This is a genomic window from Caldicellulosiruptor acetigenus (assembly GCF_026914305.1).
Classification (GTDB): domain Bacteria; phylum Bacillota; class Thermoanaerobacteria; order Caldicellulosiruptorales; family Caldicellulosiruptoraceae; genus Caldicellulosiruptor; species Caldicellulosiruptor acetigenus.
Genome location: NZ_CP113866.1, coordinates 617451 through 633523 on the forward strand (window position 1 = coordinate 617451; position 16073 = coordinate 633523).

20 protein-coding genes are annotated in these 16073 nt (G+C 38.4%); all 20 read left to right on the forward strand.

Annotated elements, in window-relative coordinates; all coding sequences use genetic code 11:
* The 20 genes from flhF (at nucleotide 1) to trmL (ending at nucleotide 16048) form a co-directional block, all read left to right on the forward strand.
* Nucleotides 1-1119, forward strand: coding sequence for a flagellar biosynthesis protein FlhF (gene flhF, locus OTK01_RS02905; RefSeq protein WP_029228800.1), 1119 nt, complete (start codon nucleotides 1-3; stop codon nucleotides 1117-1119).
* Nucleotides 1116-2012 (forward strand): MinD/ParA family protein, encoded by an 897-nt coding sequence (locus OTK01_RS02910; protein WP_029228801.1) that lies wholly within the window; start codon nucleotides 1116-1118, stop codon nucleotides 2010-2012. The genes flhF and OTK01_RS02910 overlap by 4 nt, the downstream gene beginning before the upstream one ends.
* Before the next feature lie 15 nt (nucleotides 2013-2027).
* Complete coding sequence (locus tag OTK01_RS02915) at nucleotides 2028-2726, forward strand: flagellar brake protein (RefSeq protein ID WP_029228802.1); 699 nt, start codon at nucleotides 2028-2030, stop codon at nucleotides 2724-2726.
* A gap of 50 nt (nucleotides 2727-2776) precedes the next feature.
* Nucleotides 2777-4777, forward strand: a complete 2001-nt coding sequence (locus OTK01_RS02920) for a chemotaxis protein CheA (protein WP_029228803.1) — start codon at nucleotides 2777-2779, stop codon at nucleotides 4775-4777.
* A gap of 29 nt (nucleotides 4778-4806) precedes the next feature.
* Entirely contained in the window at nucleotides 4807-5229 is a 423-nt protein-coding gene (locus OTK01_RS02925) for a chemotaxis protein CheW (RefSeq protein WP_013431827.1), read from the forward strand.
* Nucleotides 5230-5234: 5 nt separating this feature from the next.
* Nucleotides 5235-5852 (forward strand): chemotaxis protein CheC, encoded by a 618-nt coding sequence (locus OTK01_RS02930; protein WP_013431828.1) that lies wholly within the window; start codon nucleotides 5235-5237, stop codon nucleotides 5850-5852.
* A 3-nt stretch (nucleotides 5853-5855) separates the two neighbouring features.
* Nucleotides 5856-6338 (forward strand): chemotaxis protein CheD, encoded by a 483-nt coding sequence (locus OTK01_RS02935; RefSeq protein WP_029228804.1) that lies wholly within the window; start codon nucleotides 5856-5858, stop codon nucleotides 6336-6338.
* A gap of 17 nt (nucleotides 6339-6355) precedes the next feature.
* Complete coding sequence (locus tag OTK01_RS02940) at nucleotides 6356-6547, forward strand: hypothetical protein (RefSeq protein ID WP_029228805.1); 192 nt, start codon at nucleotides 6356-6358, stop codon at nucleotides 6545-6547.
* A 23-nt stretch (nucleotides 6548-6570) separates the two neighbouring features.
* Nucleotides 6571-7311: a FliA/WhiG family RNA polymerase sigma factor gene (locus OTK01_RS02945; protein ID WP_029228806.1), complete on the forward strand. Its 741-nt coding sequence runs from the start codon at nucleotides 6571-6573 to the stop codon at nucleotides 7309-7311.
* A gap of 37 nt (nucleotides 7312-7348) precedes the next feature.
* Complete coding sequence (locus OTK01_RS02950; protein ID WP_029228807.1) at nucleotides 7349-8734, forward strand: DUF342 domain-containing protein; 1386 nt, start codon at nucleotides 7349-7351, stop codon at nucleotides 8732-8734.
* 48 nt (nucleotides 8735-8782) lie between these two features.
* Nucleotides 8783-9046: a hypothetical protein gene (locus OTK01_RS02955; protein WP_015908484.1), complete on the forward strand. Its 264-nt coding sequence runs from the start codon at nucleotides 8783-8785 to the stop codon at nucleotides 9044-9046.
* 29 nt (nucleotides 9047-9075) lie between these two features.
* Nucleotides 9076-9606 (forward strand): DUF6115 domain-containing protein, encoded by a 531-nt coding sequence (locus OTK01_RS02960; RefSeq protein ID WP_029228808.1) that lies wholly within the window; start codon nucleotides 9076-9078, stop codon nucleotides 9604-9606.
* Between the two features lie 50 nt (nucleotides 9607-9656).
* Entirely contained in the window at nucleotides 9657-9923 is a 267-nt protein-coding gene (locus OTK01_RS02965) for a hypothetical protein (protein WP_029228809.1), read from the forward strand.
* 18 nt (nucleotides 9924-9941) lie between these two features.
* Nucleotides 9942-10790 carry an AraC family transcriptional regulator gene (locus tag OTK01_RS02970; protein WP_014043045.1) on the forward strand — a complete coding sequence of 283 codons (849 nt, stop codon included), beginning with the start codon at nucleotides 9942-9944 and terminating at the stop codon, nucleotides 10788-10790.
* A 220-nt stretch (nucleotides 10791-11010) separates the two neighbouring features.
* Nucleotides 11011-11298 carry a co-chaperone GroES gene (locus tag OTK01_RS02975; protein ID WP_011916829.1) on the forward strand — a complete coding sequence of 96 codons (288 nt, stop codon included), beginning with the start codon at nucleotides 11011-11013 and terminating at the stop codon, nucleotides 11296-11298.
* 30 nt (nucleotides 11299-11328) lie between these two features.
* On the forward strand, nucleotides 11329-12948 hold the full coding sequence (groL, locus tag OTK01_RS02980) for a chaperonin GroEL (protein ID WP_013402565.1): 1620 nt from the start codon (nucleotides 11329-11331) through the stop codon (nucleotides 12946-12948).
* A 105-nt stretch (nucleotides 12949-13053) separates the two neighbouring features.
* Nucleotides 13054-13893: a Cof-type HAD-IIB family hydrolase gene (locus OTK01_RS02985; RefSeq protein ID WP_029228810.1), complete on the forward strand. Its 840-nt coding sequence runs from the start codon at nucleotides 13054-13056 to the stop codon at nucleotides 13891-13893.
* A complete protein-coding gene (locus OTK01_RS02990) occupies nucleotides 13886-15013 on the forward strand; it encodes a DUF362 domain-containing protein (protein ID WP_029228811.1) in 1128 nt (375 codons plus the stop codon). The genes OTK01_RS02985 and OTK01_RS02990 overlap by 8 nt, the downstream gene beginning before the upstream one ends.
* A 63-nt stretch (nucleotides 15014-15076) precedes the next feature.
* The gene (locus tag OTK01_RS02995; RefSeq protein WP_029228812.1) at nucleotides 15077-15553 is read left to right on the forward strand and encodes a chemotaxis protein CheX; all 477 of its coding nucleotides are present in this window, start codon (nucleotides 15077-15079) and stop codon (nucleotides 15551-15553) included.
* 30 nt (nucleotides 15554-15583) lie between these two features.
* Entirely contained in the window at nucleotides 15584-16048 is a 465-nt protein-coding gene (gene trmL / locus OTK01_RS03000) for a tRNA (uridine(34)/cytosine(34)/5-carboxymethylaminomethyluridine(34)-2'-O)-methyltransferase TrmL (protein WP_013429555.1), read from the forward strand.
* Nucleotides 16049-16073 lie beyond the last annotated feature (25 nt).

Here is a 16073-nt window from a genome sequence, read left to right on the forward strand (position 1 = left end):
ATGAGAATTAAGAGGTATTTGGCACATGATATGCAGGAGGCGTTAATAAGAATAAAAGCAGATTTGGGCAAGGATGCGGTAATACTTTCGACCAAAAAGGTAAGGCAAAAAGGTTTGTTAGGATTTTTCAAAAAGCCTCTGATAGAAGTTACAGCCGCATGCGAGGATGAGAAGATAGTCAAAAAAGAGGAAGAGGCTATAAGACAAGAAAGTTTGGCTTTGAGTCTTCAGATGACCCAGATAAAAGAACTTGAAAAAAAGATTGACTCTCTTGAAAAAACTTTGAAAGAGGTTATAAAGAAAGAGCAAGAAGAAGGTATTAGCCAGACAAAAGAGCTGAGCAAGAAAAATTTTCTTGATGTTATGAGAGAGATTTTAATAAAAAACGGTGTGGAAAATGAAATTGTAGATATGTTACTTTCAAATGTCAGTGGAGAGGCTTCGATTAATGGTGTTGTAAACTTTATGTACAAGGAAATAAAGAATATGTTAGGGGCAGCAGCGCCGCTTTCGTTTAATTCAAAGCTTCCAAAGATTGTGTTTTTTGTAGGTCCAACAGGTGTTGGAAAGACAACCACAATTGCCAAGATTGCTGCTAAGCTCATGTTTGAAGATGGGAAAAAGGTAGGATTTATCACAGCAGATACATACAGAATTGCTGCGGTTGAGCAGCTTAAAACCTATGCCGAGATTATGAATATCAAGACAAAGGTGTGGTATGAGGTTGACGAGTATGATAGAATAATTGAAAGTTTTGCTGACTCAGATGTTGTTCTTGTTGACACTGCGGGTAGGAGTCACAAGAACCAGGAACACATGGACGAACTCAAAGCGTTTGTAGCCAAGGCAAATCCAGATGAGGTGTTTTTGCTTCTTAGTGCCACAACCCAACCGTCGGTGTTTAAAGAGGTGGTTAATACCTATTCGTTTTTAGAGGATTACAAGGTTATCATCACCAAAGTAGATGAAGTATCAACTTATGGGAATATATTAAATATACGCTACTTTACACAAAAGCCAATTGCGTATATAACAACTGGTCAGAATGTACCTGATGATATTGAACAGTTTAACCCTGAACAATTTGCAAAACTCATCATAGGGAGTAAGGTTTTATGAGAGACCAGGCACAGGGGTTAAGAAATCTTGTGAGAAAAGCTGGCATTGAGGCAAATATTCCTGTCTATCAAGGTGCGCCATCAAAAGTTGTGACAATTACAAGTGGTAAAGGCGGTGTTGGCAAGACAAATCTTACTGTAAACTTGGCAATTGCTTTAAAAAAGATAGGTAAAAGAGTGCTCATAATTGACGCTGATTTAGGACTTTCAAATGTAGAGGTGCTACTTGGAACATCGCCAAAATATAATGTAAAAGATGTCTTGGAAGGCAAGAAAGACATATTTTCAATTGTTGAAGAAGGGCCGCTGGGTATCAAATTTATATCAGGTGGGTCTGGGATAGTTGACCTTGCAAATTTGGATGAGGAAAGACTTTTGAGGTTAATTGAATGTGCCCAGCTGATAAATAGATCTTTTGATATTGTTCTTATTGACACAGGGGCTGGGATTTCAAGAAATGTTATGGAGTTTGTTATGATGTCAGATGAGGTGATTGTAATTACAACTCCAGAGCCTACCTCTATCACCGATGCTTATGCTATAATAAAGGCAATTGTTGCGAGAGATTTTGACCACAAGATAAACCTTTTGATAAACAGGGTAAACGGCATAAAAGAAGCAGAGGAGATTTTTTTCAGGCTAAATGGTGTGATTAAAAGGTTTTTGCAAAGAGAAGTAGAATATATAGGGTATATAGAAGAGAATAGTATTGTTTCAAAATCAGTTATCAAACAGGTACCATTTATGATATCATATGAAAAGAGCAACATTTCACGACAGGTTGAAAATGTGGCAATGAAACTTGTAATGTCTTCTGAGAGTGTTGAGGAAAAAAATCGGGGTGGTTTTTCACGGTTTATTGACTCAATTATTAAAAGGCTTCGTGAAAGGTAGAAGAGGGGGCTTTTTATGCGCAAGATTTTCAGAGTAGGTGATAAGATTGAAATTGTCAGAATAGACAGGCGAACATGGGAAGAAAAGGACGTGCAGTATATTTCCAAAATTGCCGATATAAAAGATGAGTATTTTTATATCTTCACACCAATAAAAGAAGGAGTTTATGTGACATTTTACATTGATGAGATTTTAAGGGTGTACAAGGTTTCAAGCGACGGTGTGTGGGTGTTTGATGGAGTTGTTGAGGAGAGGTTTAAAGAACCAGAATACATGATAAAAGTCAAGCAGATATCTGACGTTCGAAAAATCCAGAGAAGAATGTTTTTCAGGCTTCCAATAAACTTAGATATATTTGTAAAACTTTTAAATTCTGGTCTAATGTCAAGAGAGAATACACCAGAAGAAGCAGCAGATGACTTTTCAGAAGGAAAGATTGTAAAAGCCCTCACAAAGGATATCAGCGGTGGAGGTGTTTGTTTTATAACTCAAGAAGAGTTTGAAATAGGTGACCTAATCTTGACCAAGATACCAATTGAACAAGAAGAGCTTATCTTAAAAGCCCAGATACTTCGAAAAGAGAGGGTTCAGCACCCGACGTACAGGTTTATGTACGGTTGCAAGTTTGTTGAGGCAAGACAGAATGAAATAGACAAAATAGTGAGGTTTATTTTTGCTCAGCAACAAAAGATGAGACAAAAAGGTTTGCTGTAGAGAATAACCCAAAAAAGCCTTTTGTGCGAAAGAAGGAGAGTGATGAAAAAATGGATATGTCTCAGTACCTTGGAATGTTTATAGAAGAAGCAAGAGACCACATTCAAAGTCTTAACGACAATATGTTAAAACTTGAAGAAAACCCGGAGGACTTGCAACTTGTAAATGAGATTTTCAGGTCAGCTCACACTTTAAAAGGCATGGCTGGTACCATGGGATTTGTCAACATGCAAAAACTCACTCATGCGATGGAAAATGTTCTTGCTGCTGCACGCGATGGAAAGTTAAAAGTAAATCCTAATATCATGGATGTCCTTTTCAAGACAGTTGATGCGCTTGAAGCATACTTAGATGTTATAGTTGCAACAGGCACAGAAGGGCAAGAAGCAAATAGCCACCTTGTCAACGCTTTGAATGCCATTTTGGGAAAACCTGCCGAAGATATGGCGCTACCATCTACATCAAAAGCAGGTAAGAAATATGAGTACGACGAATTTGTTGTAAGAGCAATAGAGCGGGCGTGGAGCCAAGGTTTTAACGTTTACAAATTTGATGTTGAGCTTGACCAGAACTGTCTTTTAAAATCTGCGCGTGCGTACCTTGTTTTCAGAGCTGTTGAGGAGTTTGGCGAGATTATTCATTCAAAACCCTCTGTTCAGGACATTGAAGATGAAAAGTTTGACTTTGAATTTTCTATAACTGTGATAAGCAAGCAGCCGATTGAAAAGATAAGAGAGAGAATTCTTTCAATTTCAGAGATAAGAGAAGTAAAAGCACTTGAGATAAAGTCTGGCGAGGTTGGCAGAGCAGAAGAAAAAGAAGAAATTGAAGAGGTGCAGCAAGAGTCTCAAGTACAGGAAACTGTAAAGGTTGTAAGGCAGCAAAAACAGGAAGCACCTCAGAAGACAAGCAAGACAGTTAGAGTCGACATTGAAAGATTAGACGTTCTCATGAACCTGGTAAGCGAGCTTATAATTATCAAAAGCCGAATAGAAGGACTTGCTAAAAAGTATAATGATAGACAGTACGAAGAGTCTATTGAGTATTTGGAGAGAATCACAACAAGTTTGCACGATGCTGTTATGAAAGTCCGAATGGTGCCGGTTGAAAGGGTATTTTCACGTTTTCCGAGGATGATGAGAGATTTAGCAAGAGAGCTTGGAAAGGAATTTGAACTTGTAATGTCTGGTGAGGATACAGAGGTTGACAGGACAATTGTGGACGAGCTTGGCGACCCGCTCATTCATCTTCTGAGAAACGCTGCCGACCATGGAATAGAAGACCCCGAGGAGAGGGTCAAAAACGGCAAGTCAAGAAGCGGGCTTATAAAACTTTCAGCTTATCATGACGGGAACAATGTTGTCATTGAGGTTGAAGATGATGGCAAAGGTATTGATTTGGAAAAGGTAAAGCAGAAAGCGATAGAAAAAGGACTTTTAAAAGAGGACCAAATAGATTTATCAGACCAGGAAATAATAGATTTTCTGTTTATGCCGAGCTTTTCAACCAAAGACAAGGTTACAAACCTGTCTGGACGTGGTGTTGGGCTTGATGTTGTAAAGACCAAGATTGAACAGCTTGGTGGGATGGTTGAGGTAAAGACCCAGAAAGGCAAAGGAACCAAGTTTGTGATAAGACTTCCGCTAACTCTTGCTATTATTCAGGCACTGCTTGTCACTGTACATGATGAGATATATGCAATCCCTGTTGCATCAATCAGAGAGATTGTGGATGTTGCAAAAGAGGATATAAAGGTTGTGCAAAAAGGAAAAGAGATAATCATGCTAAGAAACCAGGTAATTCCAATAAAGCACTTACATTCTATTGTGGGTTTAGAGCCAGTCCTTGACAAGAAGAAATTTACAGTTGTAATAGTAAGGCGTGGCGAAAAGCTGACAGGAATCATTGTTGACAGGCTTTTAGGGCAGCAGGATATTGTTATAAAATCGCTTGGAAAGTATTTAGAGGGAATTAGACTCATATCAGGCGCAACAATACTTGGTGATGGGTCTGTTGCAATGATACTTGACCCTAATATGCTCACTGTGTAACAAAAAAGTTATAGAGGTGGAAAGAGAAGATGGAACAGTACTTAGTTTTCAGGCTTGCGGATGAGCATTATGGTTTGAATGTGAATAATATAGAGAACATAGAAAAACTTATGCCAATAACCAGAGTACCTCACACAAAAGAGTATGTAAAAGGAGTTATAAATCTTCGAGGCGAGATTGTACCAGTTATTGACCTTCGTGAAAAGATTGGGGTTGAAAAAAAGGAGTTTGGTGAAGAGACAAGGATTTTGATTGTCAACTGGAAAGGCGAGTTCAAGGTAGGACTGATAATTGACGAGGTTCTGGATGTGGTATATCTTTCTAAAGAAGATTTTGACCAAGCAACAAGGGATAGGAACGAGTTTAAGTTTTCGATTGCAAAGTATAATGGCATGCTCATAAATGTAATAAACCTTGAAGATGTGCTTTTTGAAAAAGCCGAGGAGGGTTAAATTTTATGAATTTTTCAAACAGTGAAATAAATGAAATGTATTTAGATGTCTTGAAAGAGCTTGGGAACATAGGAACAGGCAATGCAGTGTCAGCTCTTGCTATGATGATTGGCAGGAAAATAAACATGAAAGTCCCTGTTGTAAAGATGGTTAAACTCCAAGAAGTTCCAGAGATACTTGGCGGGGCAGAGATTCCTGTAGTTGGAATTTTATTGAACGTGGAAGGCGACATCGAAGGATTTATCATGTTTGTCATGTCTCAAGCTTCTGCCCACCTTCTTGTAAACATGTTAATGGGCACAGCTTTAAATGGATACAGCGAATTTACAGACATAGAAAAGTCTGCCTTGATGGAGATTGGGAACATCTTGGCAGGAGCGTATTTAACAGCACTTTCAAGTCTGACAGGTTTTAAGATGATTCAATCTGTTCCGCAGCTTGCTGAAGACATGGCAGGCGCGATTTTAAGTTTTCCTGCCATTCAGTTTGGCGAGACAGGTGACACTGCACTTTATATCGAAACCGAGATTTTTGAAGAAAGCAGCAGGATTGTTGCTGATTTTTTCCTTATACCAACAATAGAGTCATATCAAAAAATGTTAAAAGCACTGGGAGTAGCATAAAAGATGATGGAGATTATAAAGGTAGGCATGGCAGATTTGAATGTCACAAGCTATCCGAACGCTCTTACCACCCTTGGACTTGGTTCTTGCGTTGGGGTGTGTATATACGATACAAAGACAAAGATAATAGGGATGATACATATTATGCTTCCTTACAGCTGGGGTGTAAAAAATAATACTAACCCTGCAAAGTTTGCAGATACAGGTATTCCATTGCTCATAGAGAAGATGGAGCAGCTTGGTGCTGCAAAGAAGAACATGGTTGCCAAGCTTGCAGGCGGCGCTCAGATGTTTGAGGTTACAAGAAGCGAGTTTATGAACATTGGAAAAAGAAATGTTGATGCTGCGAAAAAGGTTTTACAGGATTTTGATATATCCATTGTAGCAGAAGACACTGGAGGAAATTATGGTAGAACAATTATATTTTATTCGGAAGATGGCAGGCTTGAGATAAAGACAATTGGCAAGGGAACAAAAACAATTTAAAGGAGAAGACTTAAGAATTGAAAGGGGAGCAACTATTACCTGAGATTTTAGCAATTGTGGGAGGAAGTATTGTCCTTATTGCATGTCTTGTTACAAGGAAATCTGGAGAGTACACCTTTTTTGCAACTGCTGTGGTGTCGATTATAGGTTATGTGTTTGGAAGTTTAGTTAAGAATATACTGAATGACAGCAATGACCATAATCCTTAAATAGCTGAGAGGTACGAATAGGTATGGATGATGCGTTTTTGTGGGAAAAGTTTATAAAGACCAAAGACCCGAAGATAAAAGAACAGCTCATAATAAAATACATGCCGCTTGTAAAGCTTGTGGCTGGCAGGATGGCTATTTATTTTGGCGGGAACGTTGAGTATGATGACTTGGTAAGTTATGGTTCAATTGGTCTTCTTGATGCAATTGAAAAATTTGACAGTCAAAAAGGAGTCAAGTTTGAGACATATGCATATACGAGGATAAAAGGTGCGATAATTGACTGTGTGAGAAGCCAGGATTTTTTGCCACGAAGCATACGACAGAAAGCAAAAGAGATAGAAAAAGCTTACGTGGAGATAGAAAGAGAAGGCAAAACCCCGACAGACCAGGAAGTGGCAAAAAGGGTTGGGATTTCAGTAGATGAACTTCAAAAACTGAAGGAGAGAATATCGAGCGGCATGATTATTTCGCTGGATAGTTTTTTAGAGCAGAACTACGAAAGCAAGATTGGCGGGCTTGAAGATTTTGTGTCCCAGCCAGAACATTTTATAGAGAATGAAGAACTTAAAGAAGTGTTGAGACAGCAGATAGATAATCTTATGGAAAATGAAAGGATGGTGATAGTGCTTTATTACTATGAAGAGCTGAGCATAAAAGAGATAGCAAAAGTTCTGGGCGTGTCTGAGTCGCGAGTAAGTCAGCTTCATACACGAGCGCTTTTAAAGCTTAAGGCTGCTTTGCAAAAGTATTTAGAAAAATAGGATTTTATTCTTTTGCGGGGAAAGGGGAAAGATTGAGATGTCAAGTGAACAAAAGGTTGATATAAAGGTGATGGTGACATCAGATAGATTAAAAGCAAGCTTAGTGCTTGTACAAAATCAAAATGGTGTGGATTTGACATTTGAAAATGTAATGAACAAACTGAGAGAAAATAAAATTGCATTTGGGATAGATGAAGAAGCTATAAAAAAGCTTATTGAAAATCCTACTTTTGGAACACCTGTTGTAGTTGCACAGGGAAAGCCTCCTGGCAAACCTGTTGATGGAAAGCTCATATATCATTTTGATATCAAGCGTGAGATAAGACCCAAAGAACTTCCTGATGGAAGAGTTGATTACAAGGACTTAGGAATTGTCCAGAATGTTCGAAAAGATGATGTTCTTGTTACTATGATAGACCCTGTTGACGGGGAAGATGGTAGGGATGTTTTTGGAGGGGTGATAAGAGGTCAAAAAGGAAGAAAGGTAAATCTTCCGAGAGGCAAAAATACATACATAGATGCTGACGGGCATACATTAAAAGCTGCGTGCGATGGTCAGGTGTGCATCATTGAAGGCAAGGTCACAGTTCTAAACACATTGGAAATTGACTCTGACATAGACAATTCAACAGGCAATATAAACTTTGTGGGCAATGTCCATATAAAGGGAAGTGTGCTTTCTGGGTTTAAAGTTGTTGCTGAAGGAAATGTAGAGGTTGATGGAATAGTTGAGGCTGCTGAGATTGAGGCAAAAGGCAACGTTGTGCTGCACAAAGGAATTACAGGTATGGGCAAGGGCAAGGTTGTTGCAGGCAAGAGCGTTTTTGCAAAGTTCATTGAAAACGCTACTGTTGTTGCTGGTGAGGATGTTCAAGCAGAGGCAATTGTTCACAGCGATGTAAAGTGCGGAAATAAGCTTATTCTTGTTGGAAGAAGAGCTTCCATTGTCGGTGGGTCTTGTAAGGTTGGCAAAGAGGTTGAAGCAAAAGTGATAGGTTCATATCTTTCCACAACTACTGAGATAGAGGTTGGGGTTGACCCTCTCATGGTGGAAAGATACAGAGAAATAAGAAAAGAGATGGCAGAGCTGAAAGAGAATATAAAAAAATGTGACCAAGGGATTGAAGTTTTAAAAAGGGTTGAGGCAGCAGGTCTTTTGACAGACGAGAAAAGAGAGATGCTTCAAAAGTTTACAAGGTCAAAGATTATGGCATCAGAAAGATTAAAGGTTTTGCAGAGCGAATTTGAAGAGATTGAAAAAAGACTTGAGGAGAGAAATGAGGGAGTTGTCAAGGTTCAGGATACCATTTACCCTGGGGTTAAGATAACCATAGGAAATGTGTGCAAGCTCATAAAAGAGCCGGTAAAATACTGCAGGATTTACCGGGAGGATGCTGACATCAAGATAGCACCGTATGCTTGAAGCTAAGGATTTTTATTGCTTTTGTAGATAAGAGGGAGATGGTGGAAGATGAATATAAGACCAATTGATGTAAAGATTTTGTATCCCAAATCGACAGAGGTGTCGCAGGTTGTGCTTGGTGAGCAGCAAAAAGAGAATATGCTAAGGCATATAAATAGCCAGAAAAACCAGGCAAAAGTAGATGAGGATTTGAGAAGAGTAAGGGAAAAGGACAATGCATCTGAGATTAGACTTTCTCAAAAACAAGAAAGAGAAAAACAGGAACCAAAAAAATCTAAAAAGCAACAGAAAGGGTTTGATATTAGAATATAAAGTTCTGTAGAGGAGAAGATAAGAAGAAAATGGATGCCTATGTAATTTTGTTTATATTTTTTGGACTAATTTTAATATTGTGGGTATTCAGGTCGATAAAAAGGGATATAGAAAGAGGCGAGAAGATTTTACATGAGGCAGAAAAGGCTCAAAAAACTCTTTCACAGCTTTTGAATGGAGCCATTGAGACAATTGAGGAATTGGATAGCTTTGGAGAATATATTATTGAAAGAATCGAAAACAAGGTAAAATGGGCAAAAAGTGAGATTTTAGATATTGAAGCATCGCCAGTTAAGGGAAATACTGAACATCTAAAGACTGAGGAAAAAGTTGAAAAGACAGCTGAGACAAAATCTTATGCAGGAAAAGAAGATTATATTGAACCTGGCAAGGATATGCAGAAAGATGAGAACAAAAAACGTTCTAAAGAAGAACTTTATAAGAAAGCGGTTGAGCTTTACAAACAGGGATATACAGTAGAACAGATTGCATCGAGCTTAAATATTGGCAAGGGTGAGGCAAAGCTTGCTATAAGGATAGTTGGGAGGGAGAGCATCTGAAGTGGTACAAGTTTTTTCTGCTGGGGATAGGAGTTGGATGGGTACTTGGTGTGTGCGCGATGTATTTTGTCACCATTTCAAGTGCTAAAGACGTTTTACCAAATTTCAATAATACGGTGGACATTTATATTGACAGTATTGATAACCTTGCAGATGTTCTTTACCAAAATGGAGTTGTCCAGGACAGAGAGTCGTTTAAAAGGTTTCTCAAGAACAAAAATTTGGCTTCTGACTTTTGGGTAGGCAAAAAGGTAACATTTTCAAGAGCAATGTCATATGAGGAGATTTTTGAGGCAGTATATAAGAGCCATAAGTAAAACAAGCGGGGTTGGAAGATGATAGAAGCAATTAATAAAATTCTGCCCGTAATTGTAAAGACGCTTGAGAGAGTTCATGATAATAGCTGGAAGATGGATTACAATGTCCATGACAGCTACGAACTTATATTTGTAAAAAAAGGAAACATTGATTTTTGGGTAGAAAGGGAAAAAATAGAACTAAAAGCTGGTGACCTTTTGATAATAAAACCTTTTACAAAGCACAAGTTTGAGGTTGCAAGCTCAAGCAAGGCTGAGTTTGTTGTAATGGGATTTTATTTAAAACCAGAGAGTAAAGCAAAGGTAGATGAACTAAAGGAGATTTATGGGTTTTTGAAAGTTTTAGAAGGAATAACAAATAGATTTTATTTTTTCCATGTTAGAAAAAGAAGCAGTATTTTCTTTTGTTTAGAATCTATTCTTCATGAGGCAAAAGAAAACAAAAATAGTATTCTTCTTTATATAAAGTGTTTAGAGCTCTTCATATATATTACCCGAGAAATTGACAGTCTTGAGATGATAAAAAATTACGACTATTCATTGATTGCAAAACATATTAAAGAGTACATTGACAATAACTACATGGAAGATATAAAAATGGGTGATGTTGCAAAGAGGTTTTTCATGTCTGAAAGTAGTCTCTCGAGAATATTCAAGAATCATTTTGGGGTTTTGCCAAAAGAGTACCTGCTTTCAAAGAGGATAGAAAAGGCAAAAGAATATCTTTCCATCTCAAATCTAAAGATTAGCAATATTGCTATGATGTGTGGGTTTTCATCACTTCAGCGGTTTAACGACATTTTCAAAAAGTACACAGGTCTGAGTCCCACCCAGTATCGTAAGCTGATTTTGCAGGATTTTGAGTAAGCTATGTGACGTAAAAAAATGAGCAATAAAGAGAAAATGAGAGTTTGAAGAAGATATTTTATTCTTTTCCCATCAAATTCAGTGAAAATTGAATATAGTACGCTTTTTTTGGGCAAAATCAAACTTGATTAGAAAAGGAAGAATATACTATAGTATTTATTGTGATTAGCACTCATCGAAAGTGAGTGCTAACAAACTTGAAAAAGGAGGGGAAAGCTCAATGAAAATCAGACCAATTGGTGATAGAATACTCATCAAGTTCAAGGAAAGAGAAGAGGTAACAAAGAGCGGTATAGTTCTTCCAGACACTGTGAAGGAAAAACCACAGATTGCTGAGGTAATTGAGGTTGGTCCTGGTGGAATTGTTGATGGTGAGAAGGTTGAAATGGTTGTAAAGAAAGGTGATAAGGTAATTGTAAGCAAATATGCTGGTACAGAAATCAAGATTGATGGTGAAGAATACACAATAATCAGACAAGATGACGTCTTGGCAATCATTGAAGACTAATTTTGAATTGAAAAGGAGGTAGATGTAAAGATGGCAGCAAAGATGATATTGTTTGATGAAGAGGCAAGAAGGGCGCTTGAGCGTGGTGTTAACAAACTTGCAGATACAGTTAAAGTTACACTTGGACCAAAAGGAAGAAACGTTGTTCTTGAAAAGAAATTTGGTTCACCACAGATTGTAAATGACGGTGTTACAATCGCAAAGGAGATTGAGTTGGAAGACCCATTTGAGAACATGGGTGCACAGATTGTAAGAGAGGTTGCATCCAAGACAAATGACATTGCAGGTGACGGTACAACAACTGCAACAGTTCTGGCACAGGCAATGATAAGAGAAGGTCTTAAAAACATTGCAGCTGGTGCAAACCCAATGATTCTCAGAAAGGGTATCCAAAAAGCAGTTGATGTTGTTGTAGAAGAGATTAGAAAGATGAGTAAGAAGGTAAGAGGAAAAGAAGACATCACATATGTTGCTTCAATCTCAGCAGGTGACGAAGAGATTGGTAAACTTGTTGCAGATGCAATGGAAAAGGTAACAAACGATGGTGTCATCACTGTTGAAGAGTCGAAGACAACAGAGACAACTCTTGAGATAGTTGAAGGTATGCAGTTTGACAGAGGTTACATCTCTGCATACATGGTAACAGACACAGAGAGAATGGAAGCAGTGCTTGACGACCCATACATCTTGATTACAGATAAGAAAATCTCAACAATCCAGGACATCTTGCCGCTTCTTGAACAGATAGTTCAGCAGGGAAGAAAACTTTTGATAATTGCTGAAGATGTTGAAGGCGAAGCATTGGCAACACTTGTTGTAAACAAGCTCAGAGGAACACTCCAGTGTGTTGCGGTAAAAGCACCAGGATTTGGTGACAGGAGAAAAGCAATGCTCCAGGACATTGCAATACTCACAGGTGGTCAGGTAATCTCTGAAGAGCTTGGTCTTGACTTGAGAGAGGTAAAACTCAGCCAGCTTGGTCGTGCAAGACAGGTAAAGGTTCAGAAAGAGAATACAATCATTGTTGACGGTGCAGGCGACCCAAGCGAAATCAAAGCAAGAATTCAGTCTATCAAGAAGCAGATTGAAGAGACAACATCCGACTTTGACAGAGAAAAACTTCAAGAAAGACTTGCAAAACTTGCTGGTGGCGTTGCAGTAATCCATGTTGGTGCTGCAACTGAGACCGAGCTCAAAGAAAAGAAACTCAGAATTGAAGATGCTCTGGCTGCAACAAAGGCTGCAGTAGAAGAAGGAATTGTTCCTGGCGGTGGCACAGCGCTGATTAATGCAATCCCGGCACTTGACAAGCTCATTGAAAGCCTCACTGGCGATGAAAAGACAGGTGCAATGATTGTAAGAAAGGCGCTTGAAGAGCCGCTCAGACAAATCGCTGAAAACGCAGGTTTGGACGGTTCAGTTATTGTCAACAAAGTAAAAGAGAGCCCTGCTGGTGTTGGATTTGACGCACTCAACGAGAGATTTGTTGACATGTTTGAGGCAGGTATTGTTGACCCAACAAAGGTTACAAGAACAGCTATTCAAAATGCTGCATCGGCTGCAGCAATGCTCCTGACAACAGAAGCAGTTGTTGCTGAAAAACCAGAAAAGGAGAAGAATCCACCAGCTCCAGCACCTGATATGTACTAATTCCGAAAATAAAGGCTGCCATGATTGGCAGCCTTTATTTTTTTTTGATATAATAAATTGTAACAAAATCTTTTTAAAATCTATTAAAAAAGGTGAAAGCGAAAGATGTACAAACTTATTGCAATTGACCTTGACATGACGCTTTTGGACAGAAACAAAAATATCTCTTTAAGGAACAAAAAAGCTATTGAGCTTGCAAAGGAAAAAGGTGTGAAGATTGTTCTGTGCTCAGGAAGAATCCTCAAAGGCGTGATGTATTTTGCAAAGATTTTGGGTCTTTGCGACCAGGTGGTTGTTGCCTGCAACGGAGCAATAGTAAGAGACCTCAAGAAAGATAAAGATGTCTATTATGTTGGGCTTGAAAACCAAAAAAGTCTGGAAATTACCAGAATTTGCGAAGAGAATGACATCTATTATCATTACTATTTTCAAGACACAATGATAGCAAGAAAGCTTGATTATTCATCTAAATTTTACTATGAAAAGAATAAGGAGCTTCCTGAAGAAGAGAGAATTAATATCATAATTGACAATTCTGAAAATACCCTTAAAGCTTGTGGTGATTTGATAACTAAATTTGTTATTATTGACAAAGATGTAGAAAAGGTAGACCGTGTGAGAAAAATAATAGAAAGAGAGATTCCAGGTGTTGAGACCACAAAGTCAGACATCAACATTTTGGAAGTTATGAAAGAAGGTGTTAACAAAAAGAGAGCGCTTGAATTTGTTTGTTCTTATTTGGGGATAGCGCCAGAGGAAGTGATGGCAATAGGTGACAATGAAAACGACCTACAGATGATAGAGTTTGCCGGGCTTGGTGTTGCAATGGAGAATGCCATTGAAGAGCTTAAAGAGATAGCAGATTATGTGACAAAGTCTCATGAAGATGACGGGGTGGCAAGAGCGATAGAAAAGTTTGTTCTGGGGGAAGCGGTAAATGTGTAAAGTAGCAATTGTAAAGTGTGATACATATGAAGTGCAGGATGTGAAAGAGGCAATTTTGAAGGGTATTAATCTAATAGGGTATGAAATTCCAAAAAAAGAATGCGTGCTTGTAAAACCTAATCTTCTTATGAAAAAAAGACCTGAGGATGCTGTTACCACCCACCCTGCTGTTGTTCAGGGGACAGTGGAAATCATAAAAGAAAAGGCAAACAAGGTTATAATAGCCGACAGCCCAGGAGGTCCGTACACTAAAAAGAGGCTTGAGAGTATATACCATGCTGCAGGAATAAAAGTGCTTGAAAAGCTTGAAAATGTTTTTTTGAACTATGATACATCTTACAAAGACCTTAATGTTGAAAGTGCAACTTTTAAGAAACTTTCATTGATATCCCCATACTTTGAAAGTCAGGGAATTATAAATCTTCCAAAGCTCAAAACTCATCAGATGGCAGTGTACACAGGTGCTGTGAAGAATCTATTTGGGCTTGTCCCTGGTGGGCAGAAAGCCGAGATGCATTTTAGGTTCCAGGATGTCAGAAGGTTTATGGAGATGTTGCTTGAAATTTTAAAGGTAGCAAAACCAATGCTAAACATTATGGATGGAATTGTTGCAATGGAGGGGGAAGGACCGTCGGCGGGAAGACCCAAAAAGCTTGGGATTTTGCTAATATCTGAAGATGCTCTTGCGTTAGATTATGTTGCCTGCAAAATTATTGGTCTTGATATAAAAGATGTTCCTCTTTTGGAGGTGGCAAAGGAGAAAGGGCTTTTAAATCCTGATAAGATTGAGATTGTTGGTGAGAGGATTGAAGATGTTGCTCCATCGAGTTTTGAACTTGTCTTAAGGCCAGAGATATCTTTTGTGAAAGGAAGGCTTCCTCATTTTTTGGCAAGTTTTTTGGATGGTTTTCTTTCACCAAAACCAGTTTTTGATAGAAATATCTGTATAGGCTGTGCAGAGTGTTTCAATGCTTGTCCTGCTCAGGCTATTGAGATGAAGAGCAGAAAAGCTTATGTTGATTTGAAAAAGTGTATAAGGTGTTATTGCTGTCACGAACTTTGTCCTGCAAAGGCTATAAAAATCAAAAGGTCAGTTTTGTTCGAAAAGATACTAAAATGATGAAAGGAGGAAAGTCTTGTATTCTGCCAAGAATAATGCGGCAGGGTGACAAGACAAATGGCAATGACAAGTGTAAATGTTGAGTACATCAATCCATTTATCCAGGCAAGCCAGCAGGTATTAAAACAGGTTGCAAACATTGATTTTAAGCTTGGGAAAGTATACATTAAAGATCCCACATATAAGGTTGACCAGGTTGTTGTTATAATTGGCATGACGGGCAATATAAAGGGTCAGGTCAACTTTTGCATGTCAATTGAGACGGCAAAAAACATTGCGTCAATGATGATGGGAGGTTTTCCTGTATCAGACTTTGATGAGCTTGCAAAAAGTGCGATTGGAGAGATGGCAAACATGATTATGGGAAATACATCAACACTGTTTTCACAAAAAGGCCTAAAGGTTGAGATAACACCCCCTTCAATTTTGATTGGCGAGAACATGACCCTCAGTACATCAAAGATGATCAACATATGTGTGCCGCTTTTACTTGACAACGGTGATAAAATTGATATGGATGTTGCGTTCATGGAAAACTAAACAGCGAAAGGGGGATTTGTTCCTCACAGCATGCCAATAAACATAGTACTTCATGAACCTGAAATTCCATACAACACAGGAAACATTGCAAGAACGTGCGCTTGCACAGGAAGCAAGCTCCATCTTATAGAACCTCTGGGTTTTTCATTAGAAGACAAGTACTTAAAAAGAGCAGGTCTTGACTACTGGCAGTATTTAGACGTAAAAATATACAAAGATTTAAACGACTTTTTTGAAAAGAACAGAGGAGCAAACATTTTCTATTTTTCTACCAAAGGAAAACAATATTATACCCAGGCACCTTATGAAGACAATTGCTATCTTATGTTCGGAAAAGAAACAGCCGGTCTTCCCCAGTGGTTGATTGAGCAGAACATACACAGAACTTACAGAATACCTATGATAAGTGATGTGAGGTCTTTAAATCTTTCAAATTCGGTTGCCATTGTTCTTTATGAGGCATTAAGACAGCTTGGTTTTCCAAACTTGGTGTAGTATTGGGAAATAAAAGGGGGATTTT